Raw genomic sequence first — 15,989 nt, 5'->3', positions numbered from 1 at the left:
CCTGAGGAGGCCGGAGTGACGGCCGTACCGGCTGGGCGGCAGTCTCCACCACCGCGCCCCGGAGCGGAAGGGATTCCCCAGAAGGTACGGACCACACGCGCGCCCGGGTGTGGTGCGCGGGGCGGACGAAGGGTGCGGGTCCGGTCGTACGGGGCTCAGGCCGCCGAGGGCTGCGCCAGTTCGGCCCAGATGGTCTTGCCCCGGTGCTCGCGCCGGGTGCCCCAGTGCTCGGTGAGCTGGGAGGTGATGGACAGGCCCCGCCCGTGCTCGTCGTCGTCCTCCGCGTGCCGCAGCTGGGGCGCGGTGCTGCTGTCGTCGGTCACCTCGATGATCAGGGCCGAGTGGTCACGCACCAGCCGCAGCCGGATCGGCCCCTCGGAGTAGCGCACGGCGTTGGTGACCAGCTCGCTGACCACCAGCGTCGCGGTGAACGCCAGCTCCGTCAGGCCCCAGTGGTCCAGGCGCTCCTCCGCGTGGCCGCGGGCCTTTCCGACCGACTCCGGTTTGTTCGGCAGCGACCAGGAGGCGACGCGGTCGCTGCCCAGACCGAGCGTGCGGGCGAGCAGCAGCACGCCGTCGCCCGTGGGGTGCCGGGGCGCCAGATCGTGCAGGATCGCCTTGATGATGTCCGGCAGCGCGCGGTCCGCCGGACGCAGCGCCTCGCTGAGCCGGGCCAGCTGCTCCTGGGAGTCGGGGCTCGCGTCCCGCAGCAGCACCGGATTGCACAGCACCATCAGCGTGCCCTCCGGCAGCTCGGTGCGCACCGAGTGGTAGCGCGGCGCCCCGCGTCCCAGCGGGGGCCCGATCGGCATGTCGGCGAAGGTCACCGGCTCGCCCGGCCGGGCCACGGCGGGCGGCGGATGGCCCGCGCTGGCCAGGGTGCAGCGGTGCGAGACCGGGTCGTAGACCGCGTACAGACAGCATGTGCCCGCGCGCCTGCTGTCCAGGGTCTCCTCCGGATGGCGGGACTCCTCCGCGTCCAGCCGGGACACCAGGTCGTGCACCCGCTCCAGCAACTCCTCCGGCGGCAGGTCCAGGGTCGCGAGGGCGCCGATGGCCGCGCGCAGCCCGCCCATGGTGACCGCCGCCCGGATGCCCCGGGTCGGCGGCTCCCCGACGACCAGGCCGACCCGCGCGCCGGACAGCGGGATGATGTCGAACCAGTCCCCGCTGGTGCTGCTCGGCAGATAGCTGTGCGCCGTCTCCACCGCGCTGTGCCCGGGCACGTGCACCGGGCGCAGACTGAGCTGGAGGATACGGGCCACCGAGCGCTCACGGGTGTAGAGCCGGGCGTTGTCCAGGCACAGCGCGGTGTGCCGGGTCAGTTCGTCGGCGAGCCGGAGGTCGTCCTCGGTGAAGGGGGCGGCGGTGCGCTGCCGGTAGAAGCGGGCCAGGCCGAGGATGCCGCCCCGGGCCGCGAGCGGCACCGCCATCCGCGAGTGCGCGTCCTGCTCCGGCACCAGCGCGTTGCCCTTGCCGTGCGTCTCCGCCTCCTCGTGGCGGTCCGGGCCGCCGAGCAGCACCGGGCGCCGCTCGGTGAGCACCTTCTTGTAGCGGGAGGACAGCCCGGGTTCCAGCACGCTGCCGACCTCGATCGGACGGTGGCCGTTCGTGGGCCGCACCGAGCTGTAGCCCGCGCAGCGCAGCAGCAGATCGTGGCCGAGCGACTCCAGCGGGGGCACGTCGCCGCGCAGCACCGCGTCCAGGACGTCCACCACCACCGTGTCGGCGAGGTCCGGCACGCATATGTCGGCCAGCTCCTGTGCCGTGTGCACGATGTCGAGCGTGGTGCCGATCCGCGCGCTGGCCTGCCGCAGCACCTCAAGGCGCACCTGCGCCCGGTAGCGGTCGGTGGCGTCCATGACGCTCAGCGCGAGGCCCTTCACCCCGTGCACGGAGTCGCGCAGGCGGAACGCGGCCAGGGACAGCACGGTGTGGGGGAGGCCGGCGCCGGGGGCGGCGTCCGGTACGGGGCGGTGTTCCACCTCGAAGTCCGACCTCGGCTCTCCGGTGGTCAGCACCTCGTGGAGCATGGCCTCCACCGGCTCGTGGTGCAGGCCGGGGGCCCACTGGCGCAGCGGCATGCCGAGGGCGCCGGTGGGGGGCAGGTGCCGGAAGTGTCCGGCGGCGTCGTTGAAGCCTACGAGGCGGAGCTCGGTGTCCAGTACGTACACCGGGTGGGGGGAGTCGGCGAACAGGGCGTCCAGCACCGCTCCGTCGAGGTCTCGGCCTCGGTCCCGGCCTGCGGTCATGTCCTGCGATGCGTTCACCTATCCATGCTGCGTCAGGGGTGGCGGCGTGTCGTGCGGGGTGCCTTCGGCGATGTGGCGGGCGGGGCCGTTTGCGGGTGCGGGCCCGGTGCCGCTGCGCCCACCCTCCCCCAAGCTCTCGGCTTCGCTCGAGCAGGGGGGACCCCCATCGCCCCTGCGGCACGACTGCCCGCGGCTAAGCGCGCAGCTACGTCAGGACAGATTGAGCTGGTTTGTGCCAAGCTCAAGACCATGACGACTCCCGCACACACCACCGGGGCCGGTGGGAAGACGCTCTACTACGGGGATCTGTCCGCGCCGCATGAGCTTCAGGTGTTTCTGGAGATGCGTGACCGGGCGTCCGCGCGGATGGCGAAGGCGTTGCTGGGGACCATCAAGCAGCTGGCGGACGACGGCAAGGCGGTCGTGAAGTTCCATTTCGCCGGGAACATCGACGACAGCGTGGGCGGTGACGGCGACCAGCAGGCCGTAGCGGCGCTGGCGGCCGCGAGCGACGCCGGGCAGAAGCAGCTCATCGGCTATCTGGCGGCGCTGTTCGACAACCAGCCCTTCCCGCCCGGCGAGGACAAGTTCTCCGACGCCTCCGTGCTGCTGTCCGTGGCGAACGGCGTGGACGGGCTGCGCTCCTCCGACTTCGACCAGAAGGTGTCCGGGCACACGTATGTGACCTGGGCGGGCGAGTCCATCTCCACCTTCGACACCTTCGGCCTGCCCGGCACCCCGGCCGTCTGGTACGACAAGGAGAACATCCCCGTCGTCACCGTCGAGGGCGAGGTGGACACCGACCCGCAGAAGTTCCTCTCCCAGATCAAGTCCTGACCCGTTCGAGTGCGGCGCGCCCGGCCCCTGGGTAGGAGACGACCGTCCGGCCGCACGGCCGGGCGGTTCGACCTGCGAACAGGGATGGGGTGCACGGGGCATGACGTGGGAGCAGACCGGGGGCGGGGTACAGGCGGTGGTGCCGTACGACGGACGGCTGCTGCTGGTGACCGAGGGCGGCGGCTGGGTGCTGCCCTCGGGGTCCGCCGAGGAGGCGGAGTCGGCGGAGGCCGCGGCCGCCCGGATCGTATACGAACTCACCGGCTATCTGGTCGACGGCTCCCAGCCGCTGGAGCCCGGGGAGGAGCCCCCGGCCGTGCTGTGCAGCCTGCTCACCGACGACCCCTCGGGCGGCGCCCGCCTCGCGCCGGAGGCCGTCAAGTGGCTGCCGTTCGACGAGGCGGAGAGCGTCGCGCTGCCCCCGGCCGTGGTCGAGTACCTCCGGGGGCACAGCCCGGTCTGAGCGGGGAGCGTCAGCCGGGCGCCGCCGCGAGGAAGCCGGCGCGGTCCACGACCACCCGGTCGATCTCGCCCGTCGCCACCAACTCGCCCGATCCGTCCACGGCTTGTACGGCGAACGTCAGCCGCCGCCCCGGCTCACCGGGCGGCGGCTCGGCGCTCACCTCCACCTGCCCGCCCACCCGGGTGGCCCGCAGATGCCGTACCCGTACGGCGGTTCCCACGGTGGTCAGGCCGGGGCCGGTGAACGGCTCGGCGGCCCGTACGGTCGCCGCCTCCAGCCAGGCGATCAAGCGCGGGGTGGCGAGCACGGGTACGTCACCGCTGCCCACCGCCTCCGCCGTGTCGGCGTCGGTCACCTCATGGCGCATGGCCTCACGGTAGCGGGCGAACGGGCACGGCATACGGAAAAGGCATACGGAGGGGGCATACGGAAGGGGCGTACGGAAAGCCTCCGTACGCCCCTCCGACCGCAGCCGCCCGCCTACTTCGCGGGCTCCTCGGCATCCTCCGACGCGGCCTCGGACTTCTCCGGGTGACGCACGCTCAGATGCAGCGAGTCGTCCACCACGTCCGCCACGATCGTGTCGCCCTTGTCCACGTCACCGGCGAGGACCAGCTCCGCGATCCGGTTGTCCAGCTCGGTCTGGATCGTGCGGCGCAGCGGACGGGCGCCGAACTCCGGCTTGTAGCCGTGCGCGACGAGCAGTTTCTTCGCCGCCTCCGTGACCTCCAGACCGATGCCCTGCGCGCGGACCCGCTTGGCGCTGCGCTCCAGGAGCAGGTCGATGATGCGCCCGAGGTTCTTCTCGCTGAGCGCGTGGAAGACGATCGTCTCGTCGATACGGTTCAGGAACTCCGGCGGGAAGTGCCCCTGGAGCACCGACTCCAGCTCGCCCCGGATCTCGTCCACCTTGCCCTGGTGGGCGAGGATCAGCTGCGAGCCGATGTTGCTGGTGAGGATCACCACCGTGTTACGGAAGTCCACGGTGCGGCCCTGGGAGTCGGTCAGCCGACCGTCGTCCAGCACCTGGAGCAGCGTGTGGAAGACGTCCGGGTGGGCCTTCTCCACCTCGTCGAACAGCACGACGCTGTACGGCTGGCGGCGCACCTTCTCGGTGAGCTGGCCGGCCTCGTCGTAGCCGACGTACCCGGGCGGGGAGCCGACCAGGCGGGAGACCGTGTGCTTCTCCTGGAACTCGCTCATGTCGAACCGGATCAGCCGGTCCTCGTCGCCGAACAGCAGCTCCGCGAGCGCCTTGGCCAGCTCCGTCTTGCCGACACCGGTCGGGCCGAGGAACAGGAAGGAGCCCACCGGACGGTTCGGGTCGCCCATGCCCGCCCGGTTGCGGCGCACCGCCTGGGCGATGGCGAGGACCGCCTCGTCCTGGCCGACGACGCGGTCGTGCAGCGCGTCCTCCAGCTTGAGCAGGCGCTCCCTCTCGCTCTCGGTGAGCTGTGCGACCGGGATGCCGGTCTTGCGGGAGACGATCTCCGCGATGTCGTTCTCGGTGACCGCGACGACGCCCTCGCGGCGCTCCTCGATCTGCGCGAGCTCGTTCTCCAGCTCGGCGATCTCGTGCTTGAGGTCCTTGGCGCGGTCGAACGCCTCACCGGCGACCGCCTCGTCCTTCTCGCGGTTGAGCCGGGCGAGCCGGTCCTCGCGGTCCTGGACCTCCTTGGACTTGCCGCGCGAGCGCAGCCGTACCCGGGCGCCGGCCTGGTCGAGCAGGTCGATGGCCTTGTCGGGCAGGAAGCGGTCCGCGATGTAGCGGTCGGACAGCTCGGCCGCCGCGACCAGCGCCGCGTCGCTGAAGCGCACCTGGTGGTGGGCCTCGTAGGCGTCGCGCAGCCCCTCCAGGATCTGCACCGTCTCCTCGACCGAGGGCTCGGGCACCTTGACCGGCTGGAAGCGGCGCTCCAGCGCGGCGTCCTTCTCGACGTACCTGCGGTACTCGTCCAGGGTGGTCGCGCCGACGACGTGCAGTTCGCCCCGGGCGAGCGCGGGCTTGAGGATGTTGCCCGCGTCCATGGAGCCCTCGCCGCCGCCACCGGCGCCGACGACGGTGTGCAGCTCGTCGATGAAGAGGACGACCTCCTCCGACGCCTCGGTCACCTCCTTGATGACCTTCTTCAGCCGCTCCTCGAACTCGCCCCGGTACTTGGCCCCGGCGACCAGCCCGGCCACGTCCAGCTCGACGACCCGGCGGCCCTCCAGCGTGCGCGGCACGTCACCGGAGACGATCCGCTGGGCCAGGCCCTCCACGATGGCGGTCTTGCCGACACCCGGCTCGCCGATGAGCACCGGGTTGTTCTTCGAGCGGCGCGAGAGGATCTCGATCGTCTGCTCGATCTCCTCGCCCCGGCCGACCACCGGGTCGAGCTTCCCGGCCCTGGCGTCGGCGGTCAGATCACGGCCGTACTCGTCCAGGGTCGGCGTACTGCTCGGCTCCTGCGGGGCCTCGGCGCGCGCGGCCGCGCCGGCGTCGCGGGCGACCCGGTCGGTGTCCACCCCGAGATTGCGGGCGACCGTGGTGGCCTGGTCGTTGCCCGGGTCGAGCAGCGCTTGAAGGATGTGCTCGGGGCCGATGTACGAAGCACCGGTCGCCTGCGAGCGGGCGTGGGCGCCGATCAGCACCCGCTTGGCGGCCGGGGTCAGCCCCGGCTCGGCGGACGGAGTGCCGCTGCCCGCGGGCAGCGAGGCCTCCAGCTCCTTGGCCAGCTTGTCCGGGTCGGCCCCGGCGCGGGCCAGCAGCGAACGGGACGGCTCGACCTGGGTCGCCGCCCACAGCAGATGCTCGGTGTCCAGATCCTCGCTGCCGTCCTCGGCGGCACGGCGCGAGGCGCGCGCTATGAGCTCACGCGCGGACTCGGTGAGCAGACGGCCCACCGGCACCCGCTGCACGGCCGGCGGCGAGGACGTGGCCGACATCCCGAAGAAACGATTCAACAGATCGGAGAAAGGATCTGACGATCCAAAAGAGCCGAAGCCCATCGGTGGCACTGACAAGTTCATCAGCCTCCTCATCTCCCCGTGCGGGAAACCCCACCTAATCACAGGGGCCTTGAGGAAGTCCCGTACTACCGGACAATCACAACGGGCTCTCACACAACCGACGTGCGCGGCCCGGCGGTGCGTCCGCCGGGCCGCCCCGCCGTCAGTGGTGCAGCAGCCGCGCGAGGAGGAGATAGGCGCGCTGCTCGGCCGCGGCGAGCGCCGCCGGGTCGATCCCGGCCGACCACAGCTCGCCCGCCGCCGCGTCGTCGGCGTCCCGCAGCTCCACCACGGTCACCGCGAGCCGTACCGGGATGACCGGGTGCACCGGCCGGGTGGCGGCCAGCGCGCGCTCCGCCCGCCGGGTCGCGTCGGAGCAGGACGCCAGCGCGCGCTCCACGCGCACCGCCGCCTGGTCGTGCACCACGAGGAGCGAACACGCGAGCCCCACGATGATCCCGAGCAGACTGCCGAGCCCCCGGTCGTAGATCAGCGTCTCCGGCGAGGTGGGGTCGGCCAGATCGCTCAGCAGCAGCGCCAGCGGGGTCAGGAAGACCACGCCCAGGCCGTAGTTGCGCACCACCATGTATTCGAGCAGGAACTCCAGGAGCACGACCACCAGCGCCAGCAGCGCGGGCTCGGGATGCCCGGCCAGCACCCCGAGCGCGATCAGCAGGCCGACGGCCGTGCCCAGGGTGCGCTGCACGGCGCGCTGCATCGTGGTGCGCACGTTGACCGCGTGCAGCACGGCGGCAGCCGAGATCGCGGCCCAGTAGCCGTGCCCGAGGCCGAGCCCCACGGCCACCCCGCCCGCGACCAGCGTGCCGAGGAACATCCGCACCGCCGGCACCACCAGGACCGCCATCGGCGTGTGTCCGCCGGGCCGGCCGCGCACCAGTATCCAGGCGCGCCGGGCCGCCGGGTCGACGGGAGTGGTCCGCTGCCAGCGGTGTCTGCGGTGCGTCGAGGCCACCGGGGTGTGCGCGGACAGGTCGGGCAGCACCGGGGGATTGGTGACGCGCCGGTCCGCCAGCAGTCCGGCCTGCTCGCGCAGCAGCCGTGCCACCTCGGCCGGGTCGTGCGGGAGCCGTACGGAGGAGTCGACGAGGATCGTCCAGGACAGGTCGGTCAGCCGCACGGTGGTCGCGTCCCGGCTCACCCGGTCGCCGTCCGTGGGCGGGGCGAGGCCGAGGCTGTCGTACGCCATGAGCACGGCGGCCGTGGCCCGGTGCCGGGAGCGGCCGGTGCCGCCCCGGGCGGCGTCCATCAGCTCCGCGAGCGAGCGCAGCGCGCCCGCCACCGCCAGCCGCTCCGGCCGGTCGGGATGCACGAAGCGGCCCAGCACCGCGAGCAGCCAGGCGAGCGCGGCGCCCGCCGCGGCGAGTCCGGTGCGCGGCAGCACGTCGCCGAGCGTGGTGTGGGCGTTCGCGGACACCGCGAAGGAGAACAGCAGCAGGATCGCGCCGAGCCCGCCGAGCCGGGTGGCGTCGCAGCAGTACTTGGCCAGTCCCGCGACCACCGCCGTCGCCGCCACCACCACGATGGCGCCCACCTGCCCGTCCCAGGGGCGGGCCAGCGCCGCGAGCAGTGAACCGAGGCCCACGCAGGCCGTCATGGCCACCGCGACCCCGGCAAGGGCCCTGGCCCGGCGCCGGTAGGGAAGATTGCGCCCGAAGGTCGTCGTGAAGGCGCCCATCATCCCGTACACGCTCAGGTCCGGGCGTCCGGCCGCGACGACGGGCAGCGCGGCGAGCGCCATGGCGAGCGCGGCGCGCAGGGCGAAGGTGAGCGCGCCGTCCACCTTCTGCAGGGAGAGGGCTCCCCGGGGGGACAGCACACGCGCGAAAGCGGCGGCCGCTCGCCGCCGGCCGTCACCGGTCACGGCGCGCTGGGGCGGGCGGGAAAGGGACATGTTCGGTGTATATCACTTGCTCCGGTCGGATTCCTGATCACTTACGAAACCCCTACTGACCTGGGGTTCGACGGGTATGCCCGGCGGGTTCACCGGGGCCGCGGGGCCGCCTCGGACACCGGGTCCGCCCACTTTGGCCGCGGCGGACACCAGGCCGGGAACGGCCGGGACGGCTACTGTTGTGGCGCATGAGCATCTGGCTTCCGGTGTCCGCGGTTCCCCGGCTGGCCGGCGCGGTCGTCGTCGGCGCCGGAGTCGGTGTCGCCGTCGGGCTGACCACCCAGGCCGCGCTGGGCATCCTCTGCGGCATCGCGGCGACGGGCATCCTCTTCGTGCTCACGGGCTGGATCGTGCTGTGGCCCATGGACGCGAAGGCCACCCACGCCAACGCCCGGCGCGAGGACTTCCGTCCGCACATCGAGGAACTCGTGGTCGTGGTGGCCTCGCTGCTCGGCCTGGTCGGCATCGTGCTGCTGCTGGTCGCGGACCGCACCGGCACCGGCCCCGCGGCCGCCGCCGTCGCCGTGTGCGGGGTGTTCATGGCCTGGGCGGCGCTGCACCTGATGTACACCGCCCGCTACGCGTACCTCTACTACGGCCCGGCCGACGGCGGCATCGACTTCAACTCCTCGCTGCCGCCGGCCTACCGGGACTTCTTCTACTTCAGCTACAACCTCGGCATGACCTACCAGGTGTCCGACACCAGCGTCTCCAGCCCGCTGATCCGCTCGGTGGTGCTGCGGCACTGCCTGCTGTCGTACCTCTTCGGCATCAGCGTGCTCGCCACCACCATCAACCTGGTCACCGGGATCGTCACGGGCTGAGCGGACCCGGGGCGCCCGCCGTGCCGCGCCTCAGCAGGCGCCGACCCATTCCTCCGTGCCGTCCGTGAAGAGCTGCCGCTTCCAGACCGGCACCTCGTGCTTGAGGGTGTCGGTGAGCAGCTTGCAGGCCGCGAACGCCTCGGCGCGGTGCGGGCAGGAGACGGCGGTGATCACCGCGACGTCACCGATGGACAGCAGACCCGTGCGGTGCACGGCGGCCAGGGACAGCACGGGGAAGTCGGCGGCGACCTTCTCGGCCACCCGCCGCAGCTCCGCCTCCGCGCTCGGGTGGGCGCTGTACTCCAGCGAGGTCACGGACTTGCCGCCGTCGTGGTCGCGCACGGTGCCGACGAAGAGGGCGGTGCCGCCGGCCGCGTCGTCACCGACCGCCGCGTACACCTCGTCGAGCGAGAGCGCGGTGTCGCGCAGCGCGAGCAGCCGGATGGGGGAGGCCAGGGAGGAGGACAGGGAGGAGGACAGGGTCTCGGGCAGGTGCAGCATGGCGCGGTCCAGGGTCGGGTTCCGAAGGGAGCTCGTACGACGGCTGCCGTACGGGATGACGCGGCGGGGCGGGGCTGCGGGGCTCAGCCGCCCGCGAACGGGGGCAGCACCTCGACCGTGCCGCCCTCGGGCAGCGCGATCGCCGTGTGGTCGCGGTCGCCCACCGGGGTGCCGTCGACCAGGAACGAGCAGATGCCCAGCACCTGGCCGAAGCGCGGCCGGTCGGCGTGGCGGGCCCGCGCCTGCTCCAGCGCCTGCGCGAGGGTCGTGGCGCGGTAGGGCTCCTCGGCCGTACCGGCCGCGCCCTTGGCCGCGGCCCAGTAGCGGATGATCCCGGCGGGTGCCGTCTGTGTCTCCATGTCCTGTGCCTTTTCCGGTGGTTGTCGTCTGGCTCGTGGGGGCGGGGGAGTAGGGGGAGCGGCGGGGGCCGTCACCGTGCGGGCAGGTCGAGGACCTCCACCGTCGCACCGGGGGCCGCGCCGCCGGGCGGGACCACGGCGAGGCCGTCGGCCAGCGCCAGGCCGCGCAGCATGGCGGGACCGTCGTACGGCAGCGGCGCCACCTCGGTGCCCGCCCGGCGCACCGGCAGCAGCCGGGTGTCGCGCGGGTGCCCGGGCAGCTCACCGGCGGTGACCGAGAACAGCGGCTCGGGGCCCGCGTGGCCGCCGAGGGTGCGCAGCAGCGGTCCGGCCAGGGTGAGCGTGCCGGCCACGGCGGCCAGCGGGTTGCCCGGCAGGCCGACCAGCCGGCGGGCGCGGCCGTCCTCGGCGGGCGGCAGCTCGGCCAGGAGCATGGGGTGCCCCGGCCGGACGGCCACCGAGTCGACCAGCAGCCGGGCCTCCAGCATCTCCAGGGTGTCGTGCAGGAAGTCCACGGGTCCGGCCGCCGTGCTGCCGGTGGTGATCACGACGTCGGCGGGGGAGCGGCGCACCGCCTCGTAGAGCATCCCGAGCCGGTCGGAGATCCGGTGCCGGCCGATCACCTCGGCGCCCAGCCCGCGCAGCCAGGACGGCAGCATCGGGCCGAGCGCGTCGCGGACCCGGCCGCCCCGGGGCACACCCGAGCGCAGCAGCTCGTCGCCGAGGACGAGCAGCTCCACGCTCGGCCTGCGGTGCACGGAGAGCCGGTCGTACCCGGCGGCCGACGCGAGGCCGAGCACCGCCGGGGTCACCGTGGTGCCGGAGGGGAGCAGCGGCTCACCGCTGCGGCACTCCTGACCGCGCGGCCGTACGTCCCGTCCGTCGGCCACCGGGCCGCCGGGGGTGCGGTCGTACAGCAGACCGTCGCGCTCGCCGGGCTCCCCGTGCTCGCGGCGCAGCACCGCGCGGGCGCCGGGCGGCAGCGGGGCGCCGGTGGCGATGGGCACGGCGGTGTCCGGCGCCAGCGGGTCCGGCTGCTCACCGGCCAGCACCCGGCGGCCTGCCAGGTGCCAGGGGCCGGTGCCGGAGACCGCCCAGCCGTCCATCGCCGAGGTGGCGAACGACGGCAGGTCGGTGAGCGCGGTCAGCGGCTCGGCCAGCGCGTGGCCGAGCGCGTCGTCCAGGGTCCGGGGCACGGCGGGCAGCGGCAGCCCCGCCGTGCGCGCGATCGACCGGGCCCGCTCCCAGGTGGGAGCGGCGCCGCGGCCGTGCGCGTGCGGCGCGGCCGTCCGGCCGCCGCTCGGGTGTGCGTCGCTCACGGGGTCGCCGGGCCGTTCTCGTCCTCGGCCTCGCGCTCGGCGATCCAGCGCTCGGCCAGCTTCGTCACCCGGTCGTTGGCCGCGGCGACCGCTTCGGCGCCGCCGCCCTGGAGGGCCGCCGCGTAGCCGACCAGGAAGGACGTGATCGGCGCCGCCGGGCGGGCCACCCCGTGGGCGACCACCTTCGTCATGTCGAGCAGCTCACCGACGTTGACATCGAGGTCGATGCCCAGTTCGGTCTTGGCCGCGGTGATCCATTCGTGCATCCGGTTCACTTCGGTCGTCCTCGCGTTTCGTGTCCGTCGTCTTCGTGGTGTCGTCTTTGTGCGTGCCGTACGTGTCCGTCGTACCGTCTCGCGGGCCGCCCGGGCCGGTCCTCCGTCAGCCGCCGATGGCTGACATCGGACGGTCCGGCTGCTTGAAGTCCGCGCTGTTGATGGTGTGTCCGGGGCCCTTGCCCGCGATGCAGGAGCGCCACGCCGCCTCCAGGGCGTCGTCGTCGGAGCCGTCGCGCAGCAGGCTCCGCAGGTCCGACTCCTTGGTGGCGAACAGGCAGTTGCGCAGCTGGCCGTCGGCGGTCAGCCGCACCCGGTCGCAGTTGCCGCAGAACGGCCGGGTGACGCTCGCGATGACGCCGACCACGGAGTCCGTGCCCGCGATCCGCCACTCCTCGGCGGGGGCGTTGTCCTCCCTGGGGACCGGCACCAGCTCGAAGCGCTCGCCGATGCGTTCCAGGATCTCGGCGGCGGGCACCATCTTCTCCCGTTCCCAGGCACCCTGCGCGTCCAGCGGCATGGACTCGATGAACCGCATCCGGTAGCCGTGCTCCACGGCGAAGGCGGTCAGGTCCGCGATCTCGTCGTCGTTGACCCCGCGCACCGGGACCGCGTTGACCTTGACCGGCGCGAGTCCGGCGGACTTCGCGGCGGCGAGGCCCGCCAGCACGTCGGACAGCCGGTCGCGCCGGGTGATGGCGGCGAAGCGCTCCGGGCGCAGGGTGTCCAGGCTGACGTTGACCCGGCGCAGCCCCGCCTCGTGCAGCGCCTCGGCGCAGCGGGCGAGCCCGATGCCGTTGGTGGTGATGGACAGCTCGGGCGCCGGGTCGAGCGCCGCGAGCCGGGCGACCAGGGCCGGCAGCCCCCGCCGCACCAGCGGCTCGCCGCCGGTCAGCCGGACCTCCCTGATGCCCAGCCGCCCGGTCGCGATGCCCACCAGGCGCACGATCTCGTCGTCGCTCAGCAGCTCGTTCCTCGGCAGCCAGTCCAGGCCCTCGGCGGGCATGCAGTACGTGCACCGCAGGTTGCAGCGGTCGGTCAGGGACAGGCGCAGGTCGGTGTGGACCCGGCCGAAACGGTCCGTCAGCGGCCGTGCGACGGTCCCGGTGGTGCCGCTCGGCTGATCGGTGTGCGGTCGGGACACGGTCCTGCCTTCTTCCTCTGCTGCCCGGAGGCTGTCGTACGGTGCGGGATCTTCCCCTGCCGGGTGGTGATCCCCAGGTCGTATGGTGCGTGATCCGGGCCGGTGCCGGCCCCGCGCCGCCCGTCCGGGCGGTGACGCGGGGCCGGGCTCCGAACCCGCCGGCCGCCCGGCCGCGCCGTGCCCCCGCTCCCCGGCCGACCGCTCTTCGGCCGGGAGTTCGCGGGTGTGGGCACGGCGCGGCCGGAGCGGCGCGCGCCCACGGGTCCGGGGCACTTCCCGATGATCATCTCGGGTGGCGCCCCGGCCCGTGGACATCGCCACGCCGTCGCCTGCCTCCCCGCGCGCCGCGTACGGGACGCGGGCACGGGTGAGGCGGCGCAGGGCGTGGGACGTCATCACGCGGTGGGTGTTCACCGGGCGACGGTGTACCGGGCGCGGTGGTCGCCGTGGCCGTGGCCGTGGTGGTGCGACACGGGGATGTGCTGCACACCGATGCGCTTGCGGAACACCCAGTACGTCCAGCCCTGGTAGAGCAGGATCAGCGGGGTGGCGAACACCGCGACCCAGGTGATGATGCCCAGGGTGTAGGCGCCCGCGGCCGCGTTGGACTCGGTCAGGCTCCAGGCCGGGTTGAGGCTGGAGGGCATGACCTCGGGGAACAGGGCCAGGAACAGCACCGCGCTGGAGGCGGCGACGCCCACGCCGGAGCTGATGAACGCCCGGCCCTCGCGCGAGCCGAAGTTGAAGCCGAGCGAGAGCAGCACGGCCAGGACGGCGACCGCCTCGGCGATCACGCTGCCCAGGTTGCCGGTCAGGAACTGGGTCCAGGTGAGGAAGGCGAGCAGCAGCAGGACGGTCAGGATGCCGAGCTTCTGGGCCAGGTGACGGGCCCGGGGCCGGATGGAGCCGACCGTCTTCAGCGAGGCGAACACCGCGCCGTGGAAGGTGAACAGCACGGTCGTGGTCACGCCGCCCAGCAGCGAGTACGGCCGGATCAGTTCGCTGATGCCGCCGTGGTACTCGTGGTCGGCCGTGATCGGCAGGCCGTGGACCATCGCCGCGAAGAGCAGGCCCCACAGGAAGGACAGGATCAGGGAGGTGCCGAAGATGATCGCCTCCCAGTTGCGCTTCCAGGCGGCACCGTCGCGCTTGACGCGATACTCGAAGGCCACGCCGCGCAGGATCAGGCACAGCAGGATCACGAACATCGGCAGGTAGAAGCCGCTGAACATGGTGGCGTACCAGTCGGGGAAGGCCGCGAAGGTGGCGCCGGCCGCGGTGACCAGCCACACCTCGTTGCCGTCCCAGACGGGGCCGATGGTGTTGATCAGGACACGGCGCTCGGTCTCGCCGCGGGCCAGGACCCGGGAGAGGATGCCGATGCCGAAGTCGAAGCCTTCGAGGAAGAAGTAACCCGTCCACAGAAAGGCGATGACGAAGAACCAGAGGTCATGGAGATGCACGGTCCGGGACTTTCTCTCAGTAGGCGAAGGCCATGGGCTTGTCGGCATCCTGGTCGGCGCCCTCGAGCGTCGACCCGCCGCCAAGCCTCACGTCCCGCAGCGGTGGCCGTTCGGCGGTGACCGGTCCGGCCCCGGCGTACTTGACCAGCAGCTTCAGTTCGACCACGGCCAGCGCGATGTACAGCAGGCTGAACCCGATGAGTGTGATGAGCTGCTCGGTGAGCGAGACGTTGGGCGAGACCGCGTCGACGGTGCGCAGCAGACCGGTGACGGCCCACGGCTGACGGCCCATCGCGGTGAAGATCCAGCCGAAGGCGTTGGCGACCACCGGGAAGGCGAGCGTCGCGATGGCGGCGCGCCAGGCCAGACCCGTCATGACGGGGCCGAGTTCGCGCTTCTTCGTCAGCATCAGCCGCGGCACGTCGAAGGAGCCGGTGCGGAACTCGGGGTCCACCCAGAACCTGCGCCGGGTCAGCCAGAGGCCGGCGGCGCCGAGGGCGAACGACGTCATACCGAAGATGATCATCGCCCGGAAGCCCCAGTACGTCATGGGGATGTTGGGCATGTACTGCGAGGGGCTGCCGCCGTACTTGGCGGCCTCGGCCTTGGCCGTGTCGTTGATGCCGGGGACCGCCGAGTGGAAGTCCTTGTGCGCCAGGAAGGACAGCAGGCCCGGGACCTCGACGCTGACGCTGTTGCGGTGGTTGGCGACGTCCGGCACGGAGAGCACGGAGAAGGGGGCGGGGGACTCCTTGTCCCACAGGGCCTCGGCGGAGGCCATCTTCATCGGCTGCTGCTCGAACATGACCTCGCCGAGCTTGTCACCGGTGATCGCGGTGCCCAGGCCGAAGATGACGGCGAGCGTCAGGCCGAGCCGCAGCGAGGTGCGCATGGCCGCGACCTGCTTGAGGTCGTTGGGCCGGCCGCGGCGCTGGCGGCGGGCCGCCTTCCACAGATGGATGGCGGAGATGCCCATGACGAAGGCGGCGCCGGTCAGGAACGCGGCGGTCAGGGTGTGCGCGACGACGACGAGGTTCAGCTTCTGGAAGAGCACCGCGCCGATGTCGGTCAGATGTGCCTTGCCGGCCGCCTTGTCCAGGTGGTAGCCGACCGGGTTCTGCATGAAGGAGTTGGCGGCGAGGATGAAGTACGTCGACAGGATGGTGCCGATCGAGACCATCCAGATGCACGCGCAGTGGATCTTCTTGGGCAGCTTGTCCCAGCCGAAGATCCAGAGCCCGATGAAGGTGGACTCGAAGAAGAACGCCAGCAGCGCTTCCAGGGCGAGCGGCGCGCCGAAGACGTCGCCGACGAAGCGGGAGTAGGCGGACCAGTTCATGCCGAACTGGAACTCCTGCACCAGCCCGGTGACGACGCCCATGGCTATGTTGATCAGGAAGAGCTTGCCCCAGAACTTGGTGGCGTGGAAGTACTTGGTCTTCCCGGTGCGCACATACGCCGTCTCCAGTCCCGCTGTGATCGCCACCAGGCTGATGGTGAGGGGCACGAACAGGTAGTGGTAGACGGTGGTCATCCCGAACTGCCATCGCGCGATGGTGTCCGGGGCCAATGCCAGGTCCACGGCAGGTCTCTCCTCAACTCCCCGGTGTGGCCCGCGAAGCCGGGCCGGATCACCGGTGGAGGGTGAA

At 72.5% G+C, this 15,989-nt stretch carries 14 protein-coding genes; 3 read left to right on the top strand and 11 right to left on the bottom strand.

All coding sequences use genetic code 11. The features are described 5' to 3' along the window. Positions 1-155: 155 nt before the first annotated feature. Positions 156-2,270 carry a SpoIIE family protein phosphatase gene (locus AB0898_RS26235; RefSeq protein WP_366805451.1) on the bottom strand — a complete coding sequence of 705 codons (2,115 nt, stop codon included), beginning with the start codon at positions 2,268-2,270 and terminating at the stop codon, positions 156-158. Between the two features lie 231 nt (positions 2,271-2,501). On the opposite strand from AB0898_RS26235, the gene AB0898_RS26230 reads away from it, so the two are divergent. Next, the gene (locus tag AB0898_RS26230; protein WP_366805450.1) at positions 2,502-3,089 is read left to right on the top strand and encodes a thioredoxin domain-containing protein; all 588 of its coding nucleotides are present in this window, start codon (positions 2,502-2,504) and stop codon (positions 3,087-3,089) included. A gap of 100 nt (positions 3,090-3,189) precedes the next feature. Beyond that, entirely contained in the window at positions 3,190-3,552 is a 363-nt protein-coding gene (locus tag AB0898_RS26225; protein ID WP_366805449.1) for an NUDIX domain-containing protein, read from the top strand. A 10-nt stretch (positions 3,553-3,562) separates the two neighbouring features. On the opposite strand, the gene AB0898_RS26220 is transcribed toward AB0898_RS26225, so the two are convergent. From AB0898_RS26220 to AB0898_RS26210, 3 genes are all read right to left on the bottom strand, one after another. Continuing rightward, positions 3,563-3,919 (bottom strand): thioesterase, FlK family, encoded by a 357-nt coding sequence (locus AB0898_RS26220; RefSeq protein ID WP_366805448.1) that lies wholly within the window; start codon positions 3,917-3,919, stop codon positions 3,563-3,565. Positions 3,920-4,032: 113 nt separating this feature from the next. Next, positions 4,033-6,564 carry an ATP-dependent Clp protease ATP-binding subunit gene (locus AB0898_RS26215; protein ID WP_366805447.1) on the bottom strand — a complete coding sequence of 844 codons (2,532 nt, stop codon included), beginning with the start codon at positions 6,562-6,564 and terminating at the stop codon, positions 4,033-4,035. 142 nt (positions 6,565-6,706) lie between these two features. After that, positions 6,707-8,455, bottom strand: coding sequence for an FUSC family protein (locus AB0898_RS26210; RefSeq protein ID WP_366805446.1), 1,749 nt, complete (start codon positions 8,453-8,455; stop codon positions 6,707-6,709). A gap of 188 nt (positions 8,456-8,643) precedes the next feature. On the opposite strand from AB0898_RS26210, the gene AB0898_RS26205 reads away from it, so the two are divergent. Then, positions 8,644-9,279 (top strand): DUF1345 domain-containing protein, encoded by a 636-nt coding sequence (locus AB0898_RS26205; protein WP_366805445.1) that lies wholly within the window; start codon positions 8,644-8,646, stop codon positions 9,277-9,279. Positions 9,280-9,309: 30 nt separating this feature from the next. On the opposite strand, the gene AB0898_RS26200 is transcribed toward AB0898_RS26205, so the two are convergent. From AB0898_RS26200 to AB0898_RS26170, 7 genes are all read right to left on the bottom strand, one after another. Further along, a complete protein-coding gene (locus AB0898_RS26200; RefSeq protein ID WP_366805444.1) occupies positions 9,310-9,780 on the bottom strand; it encodes a molybdenum cofactor biosynthesis protein MoaE in 471 nt (156 codons plus the stop codon). An 83-nt stretch (positions 9,781-9,863) separates the two neighbouring features. Next, on the bottom strand, positions 9,864-10,139 hold the full coding sequence (locus tag AB0898_RS26195) for a MoaD/ThiS family protein (RefSeq protein ID WP_161181366.1): 276 nt from the start codon (positions 10,137-10,139) through the stop codon (positions 9,864-9,866). Between the two features lie 71 nt (positions 10,140-10,210). Beyond that, entirely contained in the window at positions 10,211-11,458 is a 1,248-nt protein-coding gene (locus AB0898_RS26190) for a molybdopterin molybdotransferase MoeA (RefSeq protein ID WP_407078409.1), read from the bottom strand. After that, positions 11,455-11,724 carry a DUF6457 domain-containing protein gene (locus AB0898_RS26185; protein ID WP_366805443.1) on the bottom strand — a complete coding sequence of 90 codons (270 nt, stop codon included), beginning with the start codon at positions 11,722-11,724 and terminating at the stop codon, positions 11,455-11,457. The genes AB0898_RS26190 and AB0898_RS26185 overlap by 4 nt, the downstream gene beginning before the upstream one ends. 115 nt (positions 11,725-11,839) lie before the next feature. Continuing rightward, the gene (gene moaA / locus AB0898_RS26180; RefSeq protein ID WP_366805440.1) at positions 11,840-12,877 is read right to left on the bottom strand and encodes a GTP 3',8-cyclase MoaA; all 1,038 of its coding nucleotides are present in this window, start codon (positions 12,875-12,877) and stop codon (positions 11,840-11,842) included. 410 nt (positions 12,878-13,287) lie between these two features. Then, positions 13,288-14,340, bottom strand: coding sequence for a cytochrome d ubiquinol oxidase subunit II (gene cydB, locus AB0898_RS26175; RefSeq protein WP_366805438.1), 1,053 nt, complete (start codon positions 14,338-14,340; stop codon positions 13,288-13,290). A gap of 16 nt (positions 14,341-14,356) precedes the next feature. Continuing rightward, positions 14,357-15,922, bottom strand: a complete 1,566-nt coding sequence (locus AB0898_RS26170; RefSeq protein ID WP_366805437.1) for a cytochrome ubiquinol oxidase subunit I — start codon at positions 15,920-15,922, stop codon at positions 14,357-14,359. Positions 15,923-15,989 lie beyond the last annotated feature (67 nt).

This window comes from Streptomyces sp. NPDC005435 (assembly GCF_040703155.1).
In the GTDB taxonomy this organism is placed as follows: domain Bacteria; phylum Actinomycetota; class Actinomycetes; order Streptomycetales; family Streptomycetaceae; genus Streptomyces.
The sequence above is the reverse complement of the archived record's forward strand: the minus strand, read 5'-3'. Positions and strand labels throughout refer to the sequence as shown.